At 64.0% G+C, this 16,255-nt stretch carries 17 protein-coding genes and 1 pseudogene; 5 read left to right on the forward strand and 13 right to left on the reverse strand.

Going from position 1 to position 16,255, the window contains the following annotated elements:
- Positions 1 to 38: 38 nt before the first annotated feature.
- The 3 genes from K8O92_26050 to K8O92_26060 all read right to left on the reverse strand — a co-directional run bounded on the left by K8O92_26050 (position 39) and on the right by K8O92_26060 (position 1,177).
- Complete coding sequence (locus K8O92_26050; protein UAK31263.1) at positions 39 to 218, reverse strand: hypothetical protein; 180 nt, start codon at positions 216 to 218, stop codon at positions 39 to 41.
- Between the two features lie 118 nt (positions 219 to 336).
- A complete protein-coding gene (locus K8O92_26055; protein ID UAK31264.1) occupies positions 337 to 810 on the reverse strand; it encodes a hypothetical protein in 474 nt (157 codons plus the stop codon).
- A 67-nt stretch (positions 811 to 877) separates the two neighbouring features.
- Complete coding sequence (locus K8O92_26060; protein ID UAK35947.1) at positions 878 to 1,177, reverse strand: tyrosine-type recombinase/integrase; 300 nt, start codon at positions 1,175 to 1,177, stop codon at positions 878 to 880.
- Between the two features lie 124 nt (positions 1,178 to 1,301).
- Between K8O92_26060 and K8O92_26065 the strand changes: the two genes are divergently transcribed.
- The 4 genes from K8O92_26065 (at position 1,302) to K8O92_26080 (ending at position 6,182) form a co-directional block, all read left to right on the forward strand.
- Positions 1,302 to 1,997 (forward strand): CTP synthase, encoded by a 696-nt coding sequence (locus K8O92_26065; GenBank protein UAK31265.1) that lies wholly within the window; start codon positions 1,302 to 1,304, stop codon positions 1,995 to 1,997.
- Positions 1,994 to 2,956, forward strand: coding sequence for a LysR family transcriptional regulator (locus K8O92_26070; GenBank protein UAK31266.1), 963 nt, complete (start codon positions 1,994 to 1,996; stop codon positions 2,954 to 2,956). Before K8O92_26065 ends, K8O92_26070 begins: the two co-directional genes overlap by 4 nt.
- 246 nt (positions 2,957 to 3,202) lie before the next feature.
- Entirely contained in the window at positions 3,203 to 5,155 is a 1,953-nt protein-coding gene (locus K8O92_26075) for a gamma-glutamyltransferase family protein (GenBank protein UAK35948.1), read from the forward strand.
- A gap of 658 nt (positions 5,156 to 5,813) precedes the next feature.
- On the forward strand, positions 5,814 to 6,182 hold the full coding sequence (locus K8O92_26080) for a GNAT family N-acetyltransferase (GenBank protein UAK35949.1): 369 nt from the start codon (positions 5,814 to 5,816) through the stop codon (positions 6,180 to 6,182).
- Between the two features lie 325 nt (positions 6,183 to 6,507).
- On the opposite strand, the gene K8O92_26085 is transcribed toward K8O92_26080, so the two are convergent.
- The 5 genes from K8O92_26085 to K8O92_26105 form a co-directional block, all read right to left on the reverse strand.
- The gene (locus K8O92_26085) at positions 6,508 to 7,278 is read right to left on the reverse strand and encodes a GNAT family N-acetyltransferase (GenBank protein UAK31267.1); all 771 of its coding nucleotides are present in this window, start codon (positions 7,276 to 7,278) and stop codon (positions 6,508 to 6,510) included.
- 275 nt (positions 7,279 to 7,553) lie between these two features.
- Positions 7,554 to 8,084, reverse strand: coding sequence for a hypothetical protein (locus tag K8O92_26090; GenBank protein UAK31268.1), 531 nt, complete (start codon positions 8,082 to 8,084; stop codon positions 7,554 to 7,556).
- Complete coding sequence (locus K8O92_26095; protein ID UAK31269.1) at positions 8,081 to 8,332, reverse strand: hypothetical protein; 252 nt, start codon at positions 8,330 to 8,332, stop codon at positions 8,081 to 8,083. Before K8O92_26095 ends, K8O92_26090 begins: the two co-directional genes overlap by 4 nt.
- A 693-nt stretch (positions 8,333 to 9,025) precedes the next feature.
- On the reverse strand, positions 9,026 to 10,078 hold the full coding sequence (locus tag K8O92_26100; GenBank protein UAK31270.1) for a hypothetical protein: 1,053 nt from the start codon (positions 10,076 to 10,078) through the stop codon (positions 9,026 to 9,028).
- 207 nt (positions 10,079 to 10,285) lie between these two features.
- Positions 10,286 to 10,678, reverse strand: coding sequence for a recombinase family protein (locus K8O92_26105; protein UAK31271.1), 393 nt, complete (start codon positions 10,676 to 10,678; stop codon positions 10,286 to 10,288).
- A 216-nt stretch (positions 10,679 to 10,894) separates the two neighbouring features.
- On the opposite strand from K8O92_26105, the pseudogene K8O92_26110 reads away from it, so the two are divergent.
- Positions 10,895 to 11,080, forward strand: a pseudogene (locus K8O92_26110) (ferritin-like domain-containing protein).
- Positions 11,081 to 11,617: 537 nt separating this feature from the next.
- Here K8O92_26110 and K8O92_26115 read toward each other — a convergent pair.
- The 5 genes from K8O92_26115 to K8O92_26135 form a co-directional block, all read right to left on the reverse strand.
- Positions 11,618 to 12,712: a hypothetical protein gene (locus tag K8O92_26115; protein UAK31272.1), complete on the reverse strand. Its 1,095-nt coding sequence runs from the start codon at positions 12,710 to 12,712 to the stop codon at positions 11,618 to 11,620.
- Complete coding sequence (locus K8O92_26120; protein UAK31273.1) at positions 12,709 to 13,335, reverse strand: MFS transporter; 627 nt, start codon at positions 13,333 to 13,335, stop codon at positions 12,709 to 12,711. Before K8O92_26120 ends, K8O92_26115 begins: the two co-directional genes overlap by 4 nt.
- A 186-nt stretch (positions 13,336 to 13,521) precedes the next feature.
- Entirely contained in the window at positions 13,522 to 14,739 is a 1,218-nt protein-coding gene (locus tag K8O92_26125; GenBank protein ID UAK31274.1) for an FAD-dependent oxidoreductase, read from the reverse strand.
- 2 nt (positions 14,740 to 14,741) lie between these two features.
- Positions 14,742 to 14,945 carry a ferredoxin gene (locus K8O92_26130; protein UAK31275.1) on the reverse strand — a complete coding sequence of 68 codons (204 nt, stop codon included), beginning with the start codon at positions 14,943 to 14,945 and terminating at the stop codon, positions 14,742 to 14,744.
- 5 nt (positions 14,946 to 14,950) lie between these two features.
- Entirely contained in the window at positions 14,951 to 16,216 is a 1,266-nt protein-coding gene (locus K8O92_26135) for a cytochrome P450 (protein ID UAK31276.1), read from the reverse strand.
- Positions 16,217 to 16,255: the final 39 nt, after the last annotated feature.

Below are 16,255 nucleotides of genomic sequence, written 5' to 3' on the forward strand. Positions count from 1 at the left end.
GGAACACCCAACATTCCGGGGCTGCCCTGCGTACTGGGCTACTTCTTCCCGCCGCTCTTCCCGCTGCCGGACTTCGCCGCGCAGGACTGAGCACGGGATGCGAAGCCGGACTTCGCCGAGCTGCTGCCCGGGTTCTTCGCAGCTGCGGACTGGACTCGGGACGCGGCCGCGGTGGTCATCTTGCCGCCGCCGTGGCCTTTCCCGCCTGACTTCGACATGATGCACTCCTTCCAGTATCTCGGGCCCCTCTTCCGGAATACACCGGCCCGCCTTGGCCTTCACAGCAATGTGCCCCGGCGGATACGAGCCGCCGGGGCACACTCTTGTCGGATCGGGTCAGGCGATCGCCTCCGCCGTGTGGAGGATGGCCCGCAGCCGAGACCCGATCCATGTACCCACCGACGGGCTTACGGCGTTGCCGAACCCGTCGCACTGATCTCGGGCGGATCCCCAGACGATGAACTCGCCCTCGTGCCCGGGGAAGGTGGTGTCGAATCCGCAGCCCCTGCCGACCTCGTGCGGGCCGAGCATCCGGAAGAAGCAGTCCTCCACCGACAGAGCCGCCAGCGCCGCGGCCCATTCCGCGGTGAGCAGTCCAGGGATCTGCTCGGAGGTCACGGTCGGCATCGGCTCGGCGCTGAGGGTCGGGGTGGTGTTCTTGCGGAACGGAATGACACCGGACATCAGACTCAGGGTCTCCGAGGCGAGCGCCGTCGGTAGCGGCTCGGACACCCCGCGTGGGGCGCCCTGGTAGTTGTTCACCGACGCGAACAGCATCGCCAGCTCATGGGTCGAGGTGACCGTGTCCATCCGTGGTCGTGACTTGACCAGGCCGAACCTGCCAACGGAGCTCTGGGCAGCAGTCCGTCAGCGGGTCTCAACGATCCGCGAGACCGGCTGACCGCTGTCTTACTCCGCCGCCCACCACCGCAGCTGATTCGACAGATTCCTCACGGCTCGCTTGGCGGCCCTGCACGCCTCCACGATCAGGCTTTCGGCCTTCGCCGCCGGGCGGCGCAGATATCATTGTCGGCGTTCTTGTCCGCGACGGGGCATATACCTGCGTGGTCTCGGTGGAGGCGTGCCGGAGCCGCTTGCCCACGCCCTCGATGGAGACGCCGACGTTGATCAGCTCGGCCGCGTGCGAATGCCGCAGCTGATGGATGTCGATTTCTATTTGTCCGGGTCACGCAACGAGGGCCGCAGGGCCATGGGACGATGCTGGAAGTTGAGTGTCTGCTCATGGTGGTCGCCGAGTTCGGCATGGGCGGCGAGGCTGCAACTGTCGCATAGTGATCATCATGGACCGATCCCTTCTCGTCGCGGTCGTCGGTGACCGTGATCCGAACTTTGTTCCCCACGGGGCTACCGACGACGCGTTGGAGCATGCCGCGGCGCATCTTGGTATCGAGGTGGACATCCGCTGGCTGGCCACCGAACCACTGGAGGCGGACCTGGGCGAGGTCAAGACCGCCGATGTGCTCTGGTGCGCGCCGGGCAGTCCGTATCGCAGCCTGCGTGGCGCCGTCGCCGCGCTTCGTCACGGCCGGGAAAGCGGGGTACCCACGCTCGGGACGTGCGGTGGCTGCCAGCACATGGTCATCGAGTACGCCCGCACGGTGCTCGGTTACGCAGACGCCCAGCATGCCGAATACGACCCTTACGCTTCAACTCTGTTCGTGTCGGAGTTGACCTGCTCACTGGCCGGCAAAACGATGCCCGTTTCCCTGGTTTCCGGTTCTCGGGTGGCCGCGTTGTACGGAAGGACCGAAGTCGAGGAAGAGTACTACTGCAACTTCGGGCTCGACACCAACCGACAAGATGTCCTGCACGCCGGTGGGTTCCTGGTCACCGGCGTGGACGGTGATGGAGCAGCCAGGGTGCTTGAAGTCCCCGGCCACCCGTTCTACGTCGCTACTCTGTTCGTGCCCCAGGCCCGCTCACGACCCGAGGCCCCGCATCCACTGGTCGTCGGCCTGCTGCGGGCAGCACTGTGACATTCACCCAGCTCAGAATTCTGCAAGCGGTCGCGCGGACAGGCAGCATGACCCGTGCCGCCGAGGAACTGTCCACCACGCAGTCCGCGGTCAGCCATGCGCTGCGCTCGTTGGAGAATGAACTCGGCATCGCGCTGCTGGTCCGCGGCAACCACGGCGTGAGTTTGACGACCACTGGACGCGCTGTCTGCCGTCGCGCCACGCTCATCCTCACACAGGCAGAGGCGTTGAAACACGATGCGGCCACAGCACGGGAGCACGAGCGGGGGAGCTTGCGGGTCGGTGTCATTCCCAGCGCCAACACCCGACTGCTGCCACCGATCCTGCGGCGGTTCACCGGTGCGCACCCGCAGGTTCGGCTGATCGTGCTGGAGGGCTCGGATCAGGAAGTACTCGAATGGCTCCAAACAGGAGCGGCAGATATCGCCACCCTGGCATCCGGCATCGAGGGCACCACCCGGTCGTCGATCGAACAGGCAGCCGGGGTTCTCGTTCCCGCCGGACTGACAGCGTGGCCGTTCGCTGTGGATCGCATGTTGGCCGTCGTGCCGGGCGGTCACGAACTGGGCGACTGCCACTCGGTTTCAATGGCCCAACTGGCCCGTCACCCGTTCATCATGTCCGCCGGAGGCTGCGAACCGCTCATCACCTCACTCGCGCGCGCGGCAGGCGCGAACCTGAAATGCCATTATCGTGTTCGCGATATCAACACCATCCTGGCGATGGTCGCAGAAGGCCTCGGGGTAAGCATCGCCCCCGAGCTCTCGCTACCCGCACATCACACGGGCGTACACACGATCCCGCTGGACCCCACCGCCGACCGGATCATCTTTCTTGCCTTGCCCGCCGACCCCCGGCCGATGGCAATCGCTTTCGCCGAACTCGCGAGCGCACCCATTCCGCACCCGGAATCGACGGAACTCCAATCCACTGATGGAGTGCCCAATGGTGACGAGTGACACCGTGCAGCGCCCGCCGCGTCCGCAGCCAAAGAGCTCGGCGCGGCCAATGGTGACTCGGTTCGATGGTTGTTCGGCGACCGCGGTGTGCAGGTCGGCCAGCGCGCATGGGCAGCCCAGTCGGTCCGTGTCGGCCGCAGCTGATGCCGTCCGCCGCCGAGTCATCGGCGACTTGGATCGCTGCGCGATGTCTCCATCGCTGGGTGTGACAGCGCGGTGCACGAGCCCGTCGATCGCTGGGGTCGCATGATGCGAGCGCGAGCAACATGGGCCGGGCTGGCGGCAATGCTACTGGTTCTCGGGGCGGTTACCAGTTGTAGGTATGAGGAAGCGGCTGGAGTCTGCGGAACCGTCGCTGACGGTGCTACGGGGACGGGGACGGGAACGGCCGACGGGAAAACGCAGGACATCGGGACGAGTCCGGAGATTGCAACAGGGTATCGGTCGGGGATGATGCCAGTGCGATCGAAGACGTTCGCGGTGGCCACGGCGAATCCGGCAGCAACGAAGGCCGCATGTGAGGTGTTGCAGACTGGCGGGACCGCAGCCGACGCGCTGATCACGGCGCAGACCACGCTGGGGCTGGTGGAGCCGCAATCCTCAGGGATCGGTGGCGGCGCGTTCCTGATGTATTACGACGCGGCGTCCAAGTCCGAAGAGGCCTACGATGGGCGCGAAGTCGCGCCCGCGGCGGCGACGGAGAACTACCTGCGCTGGGTCAGCGATACCGATCGCACCGAACCGAAGCCAAACACCCGGGCCAGCGGCCGCTCGATCGGCGTGCCCGGTGTGATCCGGATGCTGGAGATGGTGCACCGCGAGCACGGCAAAAAGGGCTGGCGCGAATTGTTCGACCCGGCCATCGGGCTCGCCGATCGCGGCTTCCAGATCAGTCCCCGGCTTGCCGGGCAGATCACCGACTCGGCGACCGATCTCGCACGGGATGGCGGCGCTAAGGCGTACTTCCTCAATCCCGACGGCACGGGCAAGGCCGCCGATACCGTACTCACCAACCCGGCCATGGCGAAGACGCTCGGCGCCATCGCCACCGACGGCGCGCAGGCCTTCTATACCGGGGCCATCGCGCAGGACATCGTCGCCGCCGCGACCGCGGGCACCGGTGGTCGTACCCCCAGTCTCATCACGGTCGCCGACCTGGCCAACTACCAGCCGAAGAAGCGCACCGCGCTATGCACCGACTACCGCAACCATCAGATCTGCGGCATGCCGAACCCCTCGTCGGGGGGCATCACCGTCGCGTCCACCCTCGGCATCCTGGAGAACTTCGATCTCGCCGCGCTGAAGCCGGACGATCTCGGGGCCGACTCCGACACCGCCAGCAATGGCGGCAAGCCGAAGGCCGAGGCGGTTCATCTCATCGCCGAGGCCGAGCGGCTGGCCTACGCCGACCGCAACAAGTACGTGGCCGATACCGATTTCATTCCGCTGCCCGGCAACTCGCCACAGACACTGCTGAACAAGGAGTACCTGAAGCAGCGTTCGGGCCTGATCGACCGCAACCGCAGCATGGGCACCGCCCAGCCCGGCGACTTCGGCCCGGTCCCGCTCGGCGTCGGCCCACAGCCGCCGGAACACGGCACCAGCCACATCTCCGTTGTCGACCAGTACGGCAACGCGGCCGCGATGACCACCACCATCGAAGCGGCCTTCGGCTCGTTCCATCTCGTCGACGGCTTCCTGCTGAACAACCAGCTCACCGACTTCTCCGCCGACCCGATGGGCACCGACGGCATCCTGGTGGCCAACCGCATTCAGCCCAACAAGCGCCCCCGCAGCTCGGTCTCACCCACCCTGGTGTTCAGTAAGGCCGCAGACGGATCTCGCGGCCCGCTCACCCATGTCGCGGGATCAGCCGGCGGCTCGCTGATCATCCAGTTCGTTCTGAAAACGCTGATCGGCATGTTGGATTGGGGACTCGACCCACAGCAGGCAGTCTCGGCGCCCACCTTCGGAGCGAGTAACGACCAATCCACCAGCCTCGGCGGCGAACACCCCAACATCGACGCTGCCGACAACGGTGACCACGACGCATTGGTCCTCCGCCTCCGCGAACTCGGCCACCAAGTCTCAGTCGCCCGGCAATCCAGCGGCCTGACCGCCATCCGCCGAGACAGCGACGGCTGGATCGGCGGCGCCGATCCTCGACGCGAAGGTGCAGTATCCGGGGATACCCGCTGACCATGTCGGGTCGTCACGGCCCATAGTCGTTGCTGGGCGGCGGCCGGACCGAAACGGCGGACAATGACCCGCGAGACGACCACCTTGCAGCGGTGGCATGCCGTGCACGACCTGCTCGGCCAGGGAGTCGGGCTCATGGACTGCGCCCGCCGACTGGGCGTGGGCCTCAACACGGTCAAACGCTATGCCCGAGCGGCCGAACCCGAAAACTGCGCCGGCCACCGCGATACCGTGCTTGTCTGGTCGATCCCTACCACGATCACCTGCGAATACGCCGCGCTACCGAGCCCGGTGTGCTGGTCGTCGAGTTGTTCGGTGAGATCAAAGCCCTCGGCTACACCGGCAGCCTCAATTTTCTGCAGAAATACCCCACACAGGGCCGTGAGTCCGGTTCCTGCCGCCTCCGCCTCCACTTCTCGATCGCGGACAGACCGGCACTGGCCAGTTCACCGGCCGCGATCACCAGCGAGTCCAACGCCAGTTCGCGGGTAGCGTCCCAAGTTGTGACTTCGACTCTGCGTACCCAGCGTCTTGTCCTCGAGCGGTACGTCCCAGAGGACGAGGAAGGCTTCGTCGCTTTGTTTCAGGACACGAGGGTGTCTCGGTGGATGGGTGACGGCCCGTCTTCCGAAGCGGCCGACCGGGCCTTGTTCGGCGCATCTTCACCAAGGTTTATGCGGACCATCTGTTCGACGTCTGGGCCGTTCGTCAGGACGGACGCCTGGTCGGGCATGCCGAGATCAAGCCGACTGACGTCGTCGAGGGCTACGAGATCATTTACGCTTTGAGCCCACAGGTGTGGGGATGCGGTTTGGGTGTCGAGCTGGCAGAAGCGCTTGTCACCTACGGTTTCCACACCCTGGGACTGACCGAGGTGCACGCCACCGTGGCCGCAGCGAACAAGGCTTCGCTGCATGTTCTAAGCGAAGTCGGTTTCGAGCATATCCGGGCCATCCCGGAAAATGATGGCAGTACCACCCTGCTACTGACCCGGTCGATCAGTGACCACTCACCCACCGATCGATAGCAAAAACGCATCAACCAAACCCGTCACTTCCGACCGGGGCAGCTGTGTATCGCACATTCGCAGGGGCCGATACCCGGTTGTCCCGAACTGGGCCAGCTCGGCGTCGATGTCGACCTCGAAGTTTGTTGAGGGTGAGAGCTGTCGGTGTGGTCGTCTACTCAATCTCGATCCCGCATCCACACCTGTCCGTAAAACGATCGATTTGCGACGCCTGCGGGGTCCGGTGAGTTGTCCCGACCGGTGATTCAGCCCTCGTTTTCGATAGACCTATCGCAGGGGTGTCTGCACGGTCCGATGGTCTTTGCCGCAGAGGAGACGCATGGAGTCAATGCAGTTCTCGGGCCATATGAAGCAGCCCGGTTCCGTCCGGGTAGTGGCTGGGCTCGTAACCGACACGGACGAAGCCGTGTCGAGTGTAGAGGCGTTCGGCGTGAATATTGTCCTCGCGCTGAGACCGTCGAACTTGCTGGTAGTCATGTTTGCGTGCCCATTCGAGGGCCTTCGTCACCAGAAGATCTCCCGCCCCTGTCCCGCGATGCTCCGGGACGACGAACATACCGGTCAACTCCACCGCGGTTTCCCGGTCCGGGATCGCGTTGATCTGGACCTCCGCGATCGGTCTGCCCTCTTTCAGCACCATCAAGTTGGCCTTGCGCGATGCCACCAACTCACGCCAAACCCGCTCTGGCCGCGCCCGGGCTTGTTCCACCGTCGTCCTGAACGAGTCCGGCGAATCAGCAAGTTTTTGCAACACCAGCTCACGCGAGCGTTCCCAGTCGTCGGGAGTGAGGTCACGCACCGTGACAGGACCGGAGGCGATACGGGCCGCCTCTTCCCAACCCCAATCCCTGGACTGTCCACCCGAGGGGTCCTCCGGTTCACCCGACGAGGTGAAGGACTCTTCGGAACGGATTGACCCTGACGCGTTGTCGATCGCTGCCCCGGATGCCTGATCGACCTCGGTGACCTCGTGGACCATCTTTCTCAGGTGACCGCTGGCCGCGGTCGGTGGATAGCGGCCGACGCGGGACATCTTGGAAACCAAGCCGTCGGCACGCTCGACCAGCTCCGCAAAGATCTGACGCCAACCGGCCAACGAGCTCCTCCAACAGCCGCACCATCATGACTGCACTGCCCGGCTCGACGTGCGACAACAGAGCCTCACACACCACAGGCCCGACGTCACTGTCACATGTAAGAACGGCCGGCAACAAATTCGCGCCGCCGGGAGGGCTCCTTGGCCGCCGGACGAACGGATCCCGGAGTGTTGTAAAACGTTCGGTTCTCGCACACATCGTCCCAGCCGGACGAATCCCGGCACCGGAGCCCGGTCGATGTGTATGAGAAACGTGTCGGGTAGACGGGCGGCTCTCAACGCTCTGCAGAGCTGGAATTCCCCGTGTCCTCCCGGTTCTTCAGTCGGCGCCGGTAGGCGCGCTGGCGGCAGGCGTTGCTGCAATAGCGGCGGGGCCGGCCGCCAATGTCCAGATTCGGAGTAGGGGAGTAGGTGGGCAGTCGGCAGGGGCACTCGTCGCATTGCCCGTATCCGTACGGTTCTAGCCAGCCGTGCAAGTCACACCAGATCAGTGGCTGGTTCTCGCGCACACGTTGGGCGATCTGAGCCATTGTGCGGGCAAGGTCATCGTGGTGGGGCCGCTCTTCCTCGTCGAGCCAGATCTCCTCGGCCACGCTCAGGAGGAAGGAGGCGGGGACAGCGTTCTTGATGGGGCTTAGAGCCACGTGCTCGAGCTCCGCGCACATCGCCTCGAGCCTCTCCTTTGCGTAGGTGGCCGAACCGAATCTCTTGGTGGCCGCCTCGTAGAGTTCGCTGATGCTGAGATTGGCGGCGGCGTCTGCCTCCACGCGCCGCCGGTGGGCGGGGCGTCGGCCCATGTGGATCACGCTTCCTCCCCGGTCTGCTCGATCTCTATGGGCGAGATCATCTGGCCAGTATCGCGCCGTTCTTCAAGATGCCCGAGGGTTTTATGAATGCCGAAAGCCTGGGCGAACGACGCGAAGATCGCAGGGATATCCCGCTTGTCGGCACGGACGAGAGCGATAGCGGTCACGCTCGCCACCGCGAGGAACAATGACGGCCACAGGTTGGCTGTCAGCAGCGACACGACATCAGGCAGCGCAAGGGAAGACACGGCACCTCCGGGCACGAAAAAAGCCCTCAGCGTCTGCTGAGGGCTTGGATGGTATGGGTGGGGAAACAACGAAACCCCAGTCGCGAAGCGACCAGGGCTATTCGGGCACAGCCGTACCCGAGTGAGGTAATTGTAGCCTGGATCGCACCTCGGAGACAACCGCGACTCTCTGAAATAATCGCAGGTCAGTGGCTATTCGAGCTTGTTGGGAGGCAGACACGCGTTTCGTAACGCGCCCTCTGCGCGGGCGCGTATTGCAACCACATGGCCTTCACTCAACCATTGCCTGATAACTACGGGTATCAGGCAACTCGCATCGGAACCCCCCGACTGGTGCCGCTGGAGCACGTCCTTCACTCGTTGAGTTCTGGATGTACAGCTGCGATACGTGCTGCGAAGGCAGCGTAAAGAGCCGATTCCTCCGTGATGTCGCACTTCGTGAACATCAGGCGGGGTGACCCATCGGAGGTCTTAGCGCCGGATCGGGCGGATTTGCTCCTCGACTCCCTCCCCACACTCCTGGACCCCACGGGGCCGTCCGCAACGTGCGCGACCGGCCGCCCTGCAGCGACGCGCGGACCTTGGAATCAACGGGACACGCACAAGCGGATCCCCACACGCCGGAGGAACGGGAAGTGGAGTGCTCCGGCCACGGGGCTTGGCTTGTCGGCCGCCTGTATACAGATTTGCCGGTCAGCTTGGTCTCGGTAGTTCCCACGGCCGGAAGGGATTCGGTAGAAGCGGGCCTGGTCCGCACGGCCACTGGTCGCGAATCGGGTCGGGACAGAGTCTTCTGAATAAGTCGGGGATGGCCGGGATGTCGCGGCCCAGGTTGCACAGTAGGCCGCAGGTCGATATCGCGAGAGAGTGCTGGTGGCCCGCGGCGACCGCGACGTATTGCGCGCCGGGCAGAAGTGCAGGCACAACGTTGTTGTCGGGAAAGCGCCCGAAGTAGACGACTTGCCCATCCGACTGCAGCGCCACGGAATGGAAGATACCGGCGGCCACCGCGGTATAGACCACCCCGACCGGAAGCGGAGGAACATCGAGCTGGCCTTCATTGCTGACGCCGAAGCCGACGATCTGACCGTCCACACGCAAAGCCAGAGCATGTCCGAACCCGGCAGCGATACCGGTGTAGGTACGGGTGAAGTCGATGCACAGCCACGTGCAGACAGGCGGGGTTTCCGGGGCGCATGTCCGTTCGCACACACCCGGCGGCAGCGTCCCCATGCCAGCGCCGAACAGGATGACCTTGCCGTCGGTGCGCAACGCGAGGGAGTATTGGGCTCCGGCAGCTACCGCCGTGTAGGTCAGACCCGCTGGCAGCGAGGGAACGTCGGTCTGTTCGGAGCCGTTGTCACCAAAGCCGACAACCTGGCCGTCGGAACGCAACGCCAGCGAGTGCTGTTGTCCGGCAGCAACCGCCGTATATCGGGATCCAGCCGGCGACAGCGGCGCGATTGTCTCCCCGAACTTGTCACGACCGAACCCCACTACTTGACCGTCGGAACGCAACGCCAGCGAGTGGTAGCTGCCGCCCGCAACTGCCGTGTACGTGGTCCCCGGCGGCAGCGCCGGCACGTTCGTCTCCCCACCGAGATCCCTGCCGAACGCAACGACCTGGCCATTCGAAAGCAACGCCAGCGAATGCTCTTGCCCGGCGGCTACTGCGGTATATGTCAGTCCATCAGGCAGCTCAGGTACGTCGAGCTGCCCATAGGAATTGCTCTCCCCCCAAGCCACGACGCTCCCACCAGGGGAAACAGGCACACCGCTCGGGGCCGCCACCGCAGTCGCGGTCGCCGCGGCCAACGTCGCCCCCACTGTCACATACCTGCGCAACAGCGGCATTGCCACAGTCAACCATCCCGCAACCATCTCGCCCGTTCACCACACGGAGCTTTCACCACTTCCGCTACCCCGGCGAGATGGACCCGGAACCTCCGCAGGTCAAGACGTGGCGGCGTCGGCCCGCAGGTAGCTGTAGACGGTTTCGCGGCTGACGCCGAACTCCTTGGCCAGCGCCGCTTTCGACTCCCCGCCAGCCGCGCGGGCACGCAGCTGGATGGCCTGCTCGGCGGTGAGGGCGGGTTTGCGGCCGGTGTAGACGCCGCGGGCCTTCGCCGCGGCGATGCCCTCGCGCTGACGCTCGAGGATGAGGGCGCGTTCGAACTCGGCGAAGGCACCCATCACGCTCAGCAGCAAATTCGCCATCGGCGAGTCCTCTCCGGTGAAGGTCAGCGACTCCTTCACGAACTCCATCCGGACACCCTTGCCGGTCAGGGTGCGCACCAACCGGCGAAGGTCGTCGAGGTTGCGGGCGAGGCGGTCCATGGAGTGCACGCTGCATCCACATCGGTGACATCATCACCGTCTCACCTCCTAACTCCCAATAACTGTGCATTCACCGGCTACTCTCATAAGACATCACGAACACCCCCTGCCGAGCGTTCAACGGTTCATCGATCCTGGACACAAATCGATCGGACTGCTAGGGCCACCCCGACAGGACCGATCCCACTCGACGCGCGGCACGTCTCCTGCCGGCTTGCCCGCCCGCCGGTCGGTGACTACGACGAGCCGAACGTCTCCCAAGCCGTCGCCGAGGTCAAAGAACTCACCGACCCCGCCGACATCCGCGCGATCGTCGCCTACGAAGAAGCCCACAAAAACCGCCACGGCGTCGTCTCCGCCGCCCAGACCCGGCTGGCCGCGATCGCCCAAGAAGTCGCTGGCCTGCCCTGAACCGATCCCGGCGGCCACGAACGGCGACACACCCTGAGCCCCTGCGTTACCCGGACCCGCCGACCCCGCAGGCGGCTATGCATGAAGGCCCGCCCGGAAGGGTTCGCTGTGGACTGAGCGGCCCTGCCATCACCGTGTTGAGATGTGTGGATCACGGGTGTTCGTCGGCGGTCGTGCCCTTGGCGTTGCTTGCCGCGCATCGCTGGGGCGGTGGCCGTCCTCATGCGGGTCCCGGGCCAGGAGAAAGTGCCTGAGACCGCGCAGATGGTAGACGTCGCGGCCCACAGGTGCCTGAAACTTCGGTGCGTCGGGGTGACAGGTGCTGCGCCGGTGTCGAATACCCGAGTGGGTGCAATGTTGGTCACCTCCGGTGGCTGGTGCCCTGTCTCGGATATGCGCGCTGCCGCCGAACCAAGCACGCATTTTCCCTTGCCGACGGTAGCGACCCCGGACGAGCCTGTCCCCTCGACGCGGTGGGTTCGGCGAGGATGGGCCGGGTGCGGCCGCCCCAGGGCGGGTCGGCCGCACCAATGAATTCTATGTCTGATCTGCGTATTCTGCGAGATTGGTCTCGAACCCGGTCTGCGTTCCGAGTGCGAGAACTTCGCCGTTCTCTATGTCCTCCTGCCAGACGAGTGAGCCCGTCGAGGTGTGCAACGGGTGGTCCTGCACCGTGAGGATGCGTGCACCTTCGCCGCTGATGGTGTGAGCGTGGGCTGCCCATCCGGGGGCCGACAGCATGAGATCGCCAGCGGTCCAGTCGAAACGTTGACCTTCGACGATGCTGTACCCGCTGCCGGCGAAGTGATAGTTGATTGCCGAACTCATGTGCCGGTGGGTTCCGCCGGCGAAATCGCCACCGATTGCGGTGATCGTCGCAAAGAACGAGGAAGTGGTGCCGTTGAGCCGCCCGGTCGAGGGATTGTACAGGCAGTACAAGGGTCGGCCGGTGTATCCGGTCTTGAGACCGAGCACGCCACTGAGATGCTTACTTACGTCGGCCCAGGCGAACAGCAGTGGTGCATCGGTGACCGGATCCGGGTCGATGATGTGTTCGTAGGGCAATAGTTGGCTGCCGTCGTCGCCCAATTCGATCGCGGGCGCAAGATCTTTCGCACGGCGCTTGTCCGACGTTGGTGCGGCATCCGGGCGCTCGACCCTCGATCCGAGGTCTTCATAGAAGGCCGAAATAGACTCCAGCAGTGCTGCATTGGTGTATCGAAGATATCGAAACGGGGTGGAGCCGTTGTTGGACAGCGTTTCCATCGCCATCGATGGTTTTGTCCATACGTCTTGCTGGACGACGCGCATCGTGCGGTTTCCGATGTCGATAGTGCCGGCACCGGCGATGCACATCGACAGACCGGTGGTGTTGGCACGGACTGGCGTTGTGGATTCGCCAGGCAAGAGTGTACCGAGGCTGACCTGTGTTGCAGGCGCCAGTCCACGCACTCCTTGAGGGGCCTGGGGATGCACGATCAGCATTTCTCGCCGACCTCGGTCGTCGGGATTTCCCGCCTCCAACGCACTGAAAGCGGCATCGATGTCAGCGGCGCTGATCATCAGGGGCGACCACGGCTCGCGCTGGTAGCGCGGTTCGTGCCGGCTGTCGAGTAGTTGCGCGGCGGTCATTTCATCTCCTGATTCGGTTCGGGTTCGTTGGATGATTTGGCGAGTAGTGATGTCCCTGCCGTCTCTGGAGTGAATCGCATGATTGCGGCACCCAGGAGCGCGGCGAGAGCCAGGTAGCAAGTGAATACGTTGGCAAGATCGTGTCGGGCAGTCCACTGGAGTAGGTAAGGCGCGGTTCCGCCGAACGCGACGGCAGATAGCGAATAAGGAATCGCAATGCCCGCTGCGCGGACCTCCGTGGGAAACAATTCGGCGAGAACTGCGGGAAGAATCGCTGCGACGGCCGCAAACAGGATGAGTGCGATCGTCATTGCAATACCGAACTGCCAAGCGCCCTGGCTTGCGAGTCGGTTCAACGGAAAAGCGGTGACTGCTACGCCGAACCCGTAGATGTAGAAACTCCACCGTCGGCCGTATCGGTCGGATAGCGCACCGAATAGCGGCAACGTCGCGGTGCTGATCGCCAGGGCGGCAACTCCGGCCCAGAGCGCCGACGATGGTGCAACATCGGCTATCGAGATCGCCCAGGTCGGACCACTGACTGCCCATGCGTAGAACATCCCCGTTACTGCGGCCATGATCCCGAACACGGGCGCCAGCCGCTCTGTGGGCCCACGTTGCATCCTTCGAATCAAAGAACTGTTTCGCAAAGAATGGTGCGAAGACTGCATAGCAGGTCCAGTCGAACACCTCCAGTCCGTCGCCGAGGGAGACGCCGATGAGGCTGCGGAACTGTTGGCGACCGGTGGCGGACTCTGATATCTCAGGAATGGCAACGGTGAGGCTGTTGTGGTCGTCGGGTGGGGCGGTCATCTTCGGCCTCGCCGATTACTTCTCTTGGTGCGGATCTGCTCATCCGGCTCGGTGCAGTCGATAAGCTGCTTGCGGATCTTTGCGAGCGCAGATTGGGCATTGAATCCGGTTGCGCCGACGAGGACTCCGTTGCGCGAGTAGGTGAACAGGCGCCCCGTGTCCAAGAGCTTGGTCGAATGAACATCGACCGCGGCAAGATTCGGGTCGCCTACGTGCTGTATTCGTGTCTCGTACTGGTCCGACCAGACAAACGGCACTGATGTCGCGTAGCAGGGCGCGGTGAGCTGAGAGGCGTTGCGGGCAGCAACGACCGCGTGCTCACGAGCGTTTGTCCAGTGCTCGAGGCGCATCATCTGGCCGTAGCGGGGATTGAGCCACCGGGCTGCGTCGCCGATTGCAAAGACATTGGTCATTCCCTCGACTCGCAGGTCAGGGCCGCAAACGAAGCCGTTGTCGATCGGGACCGCGGAACTTGCCGCCCAGCCGGTATTCGGTTCGGTACCGATCCCGACGACGACGACGTCTGCGACGAGAGTGGTCTCGTCGTCGAGCTCGATCAGGACCGTGTTCTGGATCGAGTCGTGCGAGGCGCTGCGAACAGCGGTGCCGCACCGAACGGTCACGCCGTTGTCCTCGTGGAGTTCGGTGAGTGCTTCCGAGACCGGCTCGGGCATGACTCGCATTGCGAGACGAGGGGCGGCTTCGATGATGGTGACTTCGTGTCCGCCCTTGCGTGCGCTCGCAGCAACTTCACAACCGATGAATCCGCCGCCGATGATCACCACGCGAGACCTCCGCTGCAGCGCTCGGCGGAGTGAGATGGCGTCGGCCAGAGTCCTCAGATAGTGGACTCCGGGTATCGCCTCGAGCTGAGCTAGTCGGCGCGGCGTCGAGCCGGTCGCGAGGATTGCGCTGTCGTACTCGATGGTGCTGCCGTCATGGAGTCCGAGGGTAGAGGTGTGGGAGTTCAAGCCGACCGCAAATGTTGCACGTCTGTGGTCGATCTCGGATCCGAGGTGATCCGGGAGTAGGACGGAGGGGAGAGTCGGCTGAGTCAGCACCGCTTTGGACAGCGGTGGCTTGTCGTATGGATCCTCGTCCTCCCCGTCGACGACAACTATTCGACGGCCGGGATCGATGCGTCGGATCGTGGTGGCGGCTCGAATCCCGGCGATCGATGCGCCGACGATAACCGTGGTCGTGCGGTTGACCATAGTCAGGACTCCGACACGAGAATTGCTCGGACCGGGCAATCGGCTTCCGCTTCGAACAGGCTGTCGCGGTCGCCTTCGGCTGGACGGCCGGGCTGAGTGAAAGCGATATTGGTCTCGGGGTCGAGGTCGAAGACTTCTGGCGCTGCGACGAGGCAGTTGCCATAGCCGTTGCAGACGGCGGCGTCGATATGGGCGTGGATGGCCATGAGGATCAGCTCCTGTACGAGGGGGGAAGGAAGCCGAGCGGCAGACTGCGCAGCCCGAAATGGGTGCCTGCTTCCAAGGCTGTGAATGTGGGGTCGCCCGTCAAGGTGATCGTGGGATATCGGCACATGGTCTCGAGGAGGATCCGGAGTTCGGCCCGCGCGATGGCAGACCCGACACATTGGTGGATGCCCCACCCGAAGCTCAGATGTCCACGGGCGGACCGGTCTATGTCGAAGCTCGTAGGGTCGTCGAACTGTCGGGCATCCCGGTTGGCCGCTGCGTTGACCAGCAGCACCCACTCGCCTGCGGGTATTCGGGTACTTCCGATCTCGACAGGCCGAGTGGTTCTGCGCGCGAACATTTGTGCCGGCGTGCGCAGCCGAAGCATCTCCTCGACGTATTTCGGGGCTAGTCCCGGATCGGCCCGCAGACGCTGCTGTAGGGGCACGTTCGAGGCCAAGAGGTACAGAAGTGTGCTTACCGAGTTGAGAGTTGTCTCGTGTCCGGCGACCGCGAGAGTCAACAACACGGAATGTATCTCGTCGACGCTGATCGGGCGATCTTCTACATGCGCGTCGAGTAGCCAGGTGAGGTAGTCATCGGGTCTACGATCGCGGTGGTCTGCGATGTCGAGGTCGATCGCTTCGATCAACGCGGTACGACCGCGCAACTGGGACTCCGCAGTTCCATCGCGCCACAGATTCTCGGTCAGCTCGCGAAAACGCGCAACAGTCGACGGCGCGAAACCAACCACCTTGGTCAGAACGTGCAGCGGAATCGGCAGGGCGACGTTTGCTACAGCATCGCCCCCACCCGCACGAAAGTACTCATCGAAGACGTCGCCGATCATCGCTGTGAGCCACGGCTGCAACCCGCGGACGGTCTCAGGAGTCAGGGCCTGTGTCAACAGTGGTCGGTACAGGGTGTGCAGGGGCGGGTCGTAGTCGATCGGAATCGATAGCATCCCGTCAACCATCGGAATCCTGTGCCCCGATGCCGAGGAAAAGGTTCGGTGATCCCGCAGGGCGCGTTTGACATCTGCGAAATGACTGATGATCCAAAAGCCCCCGTGGAGCGGCGAATATCTCACGCTGTCGTCAGCGAGCATCTCGTCATAGGCGTCCCACAAGTTTGTTTCACTCCAGCGCGGGGAGAGGTGATCGAAATTCCCAGCCGGCCCCTTCTCGGTGATGGGTATCGCGCGTTCGCGTTCCGAGGTACCCGACATCGGGCACTGCGCTGCCCGATCTTCTCGACCGAAATCGGACATCGTCGTCCCCTTCCTGACTACTTGGAATCCGGTGTTCCA

The organism is Nocardia asteroides, assembly GCA_019930625.1.
Taxonomy (GTDB): domain Bacteria; phylum Actinomycetota; class Actinomycetes; order Mycobacteriales; family Mycobacteriaceae; genus Nocardia; species Nocardia sputi.

Bases quoted from the DNA above. Each gene is read 5' to 3' on its own strand.
- K8O92_26130 (UAK31275.1), bottom strand. From the start codon at position 14,945: ATGGCCATCCACGCCCATATCGACGCCGCCGTCTGCAACGGCTATGGC.
- K8O92_26120 (UAK31273.1), bottom strand. From the start codon at position 13,335: ATGCAACGTGGGCCCACAGAGCGGCTGGCGCCCGTGTTCGGGATCATG.
- K8O92_26055 (UAK31264.1), bottom strand. From the start codon at position 810: ATGGACACGGTCACCTCGACCCATGAGCTGGCGATGCTGTTCGCGTCG.
- K8O92_26075 (UAK35948.1), top strand. From the start codon at position 3,203: ATGATGCGAGCGCGAGCAACATGGGCCGGGCTGGCGGCAATGCTACTG.
- K8O92_26050 (UAK31263.1), bottom strand. From the start codon at position 218: ATGTCGAAGTCAGGCGGGAAAGGCCACGGCGGCGGCAAGATGACCACC.
- K8O92_26065 (UAK31265.1), top strand. From the start codon at position 1,302: ATGGACCGATCCCTTCTCGTCGCGGTCGTCGGTGACCGTGATCCGAAC.
- K8O92_26125 (UAK31274.1), bottom strand. From the start codon at position 14,739: ATGGTCAACCGCACGACCACGGTTATCGTCGGCGCATCGATCGCCGGG.
- K8O92_26115 (UAK31272.1), bottom strand. From the start codon at position 12,712: ATGACCGCCGCGCAACTACTCGACAGCCGGCACGAACCGCGCTACCAG.
- K8O92_26135 (UAK31276.1), bottom strand. From the start codon at position 16,216: ATGTCCGATTTCGGTCGAGAAGATCGGGCAGCGCAGTGCCCGATGTCG.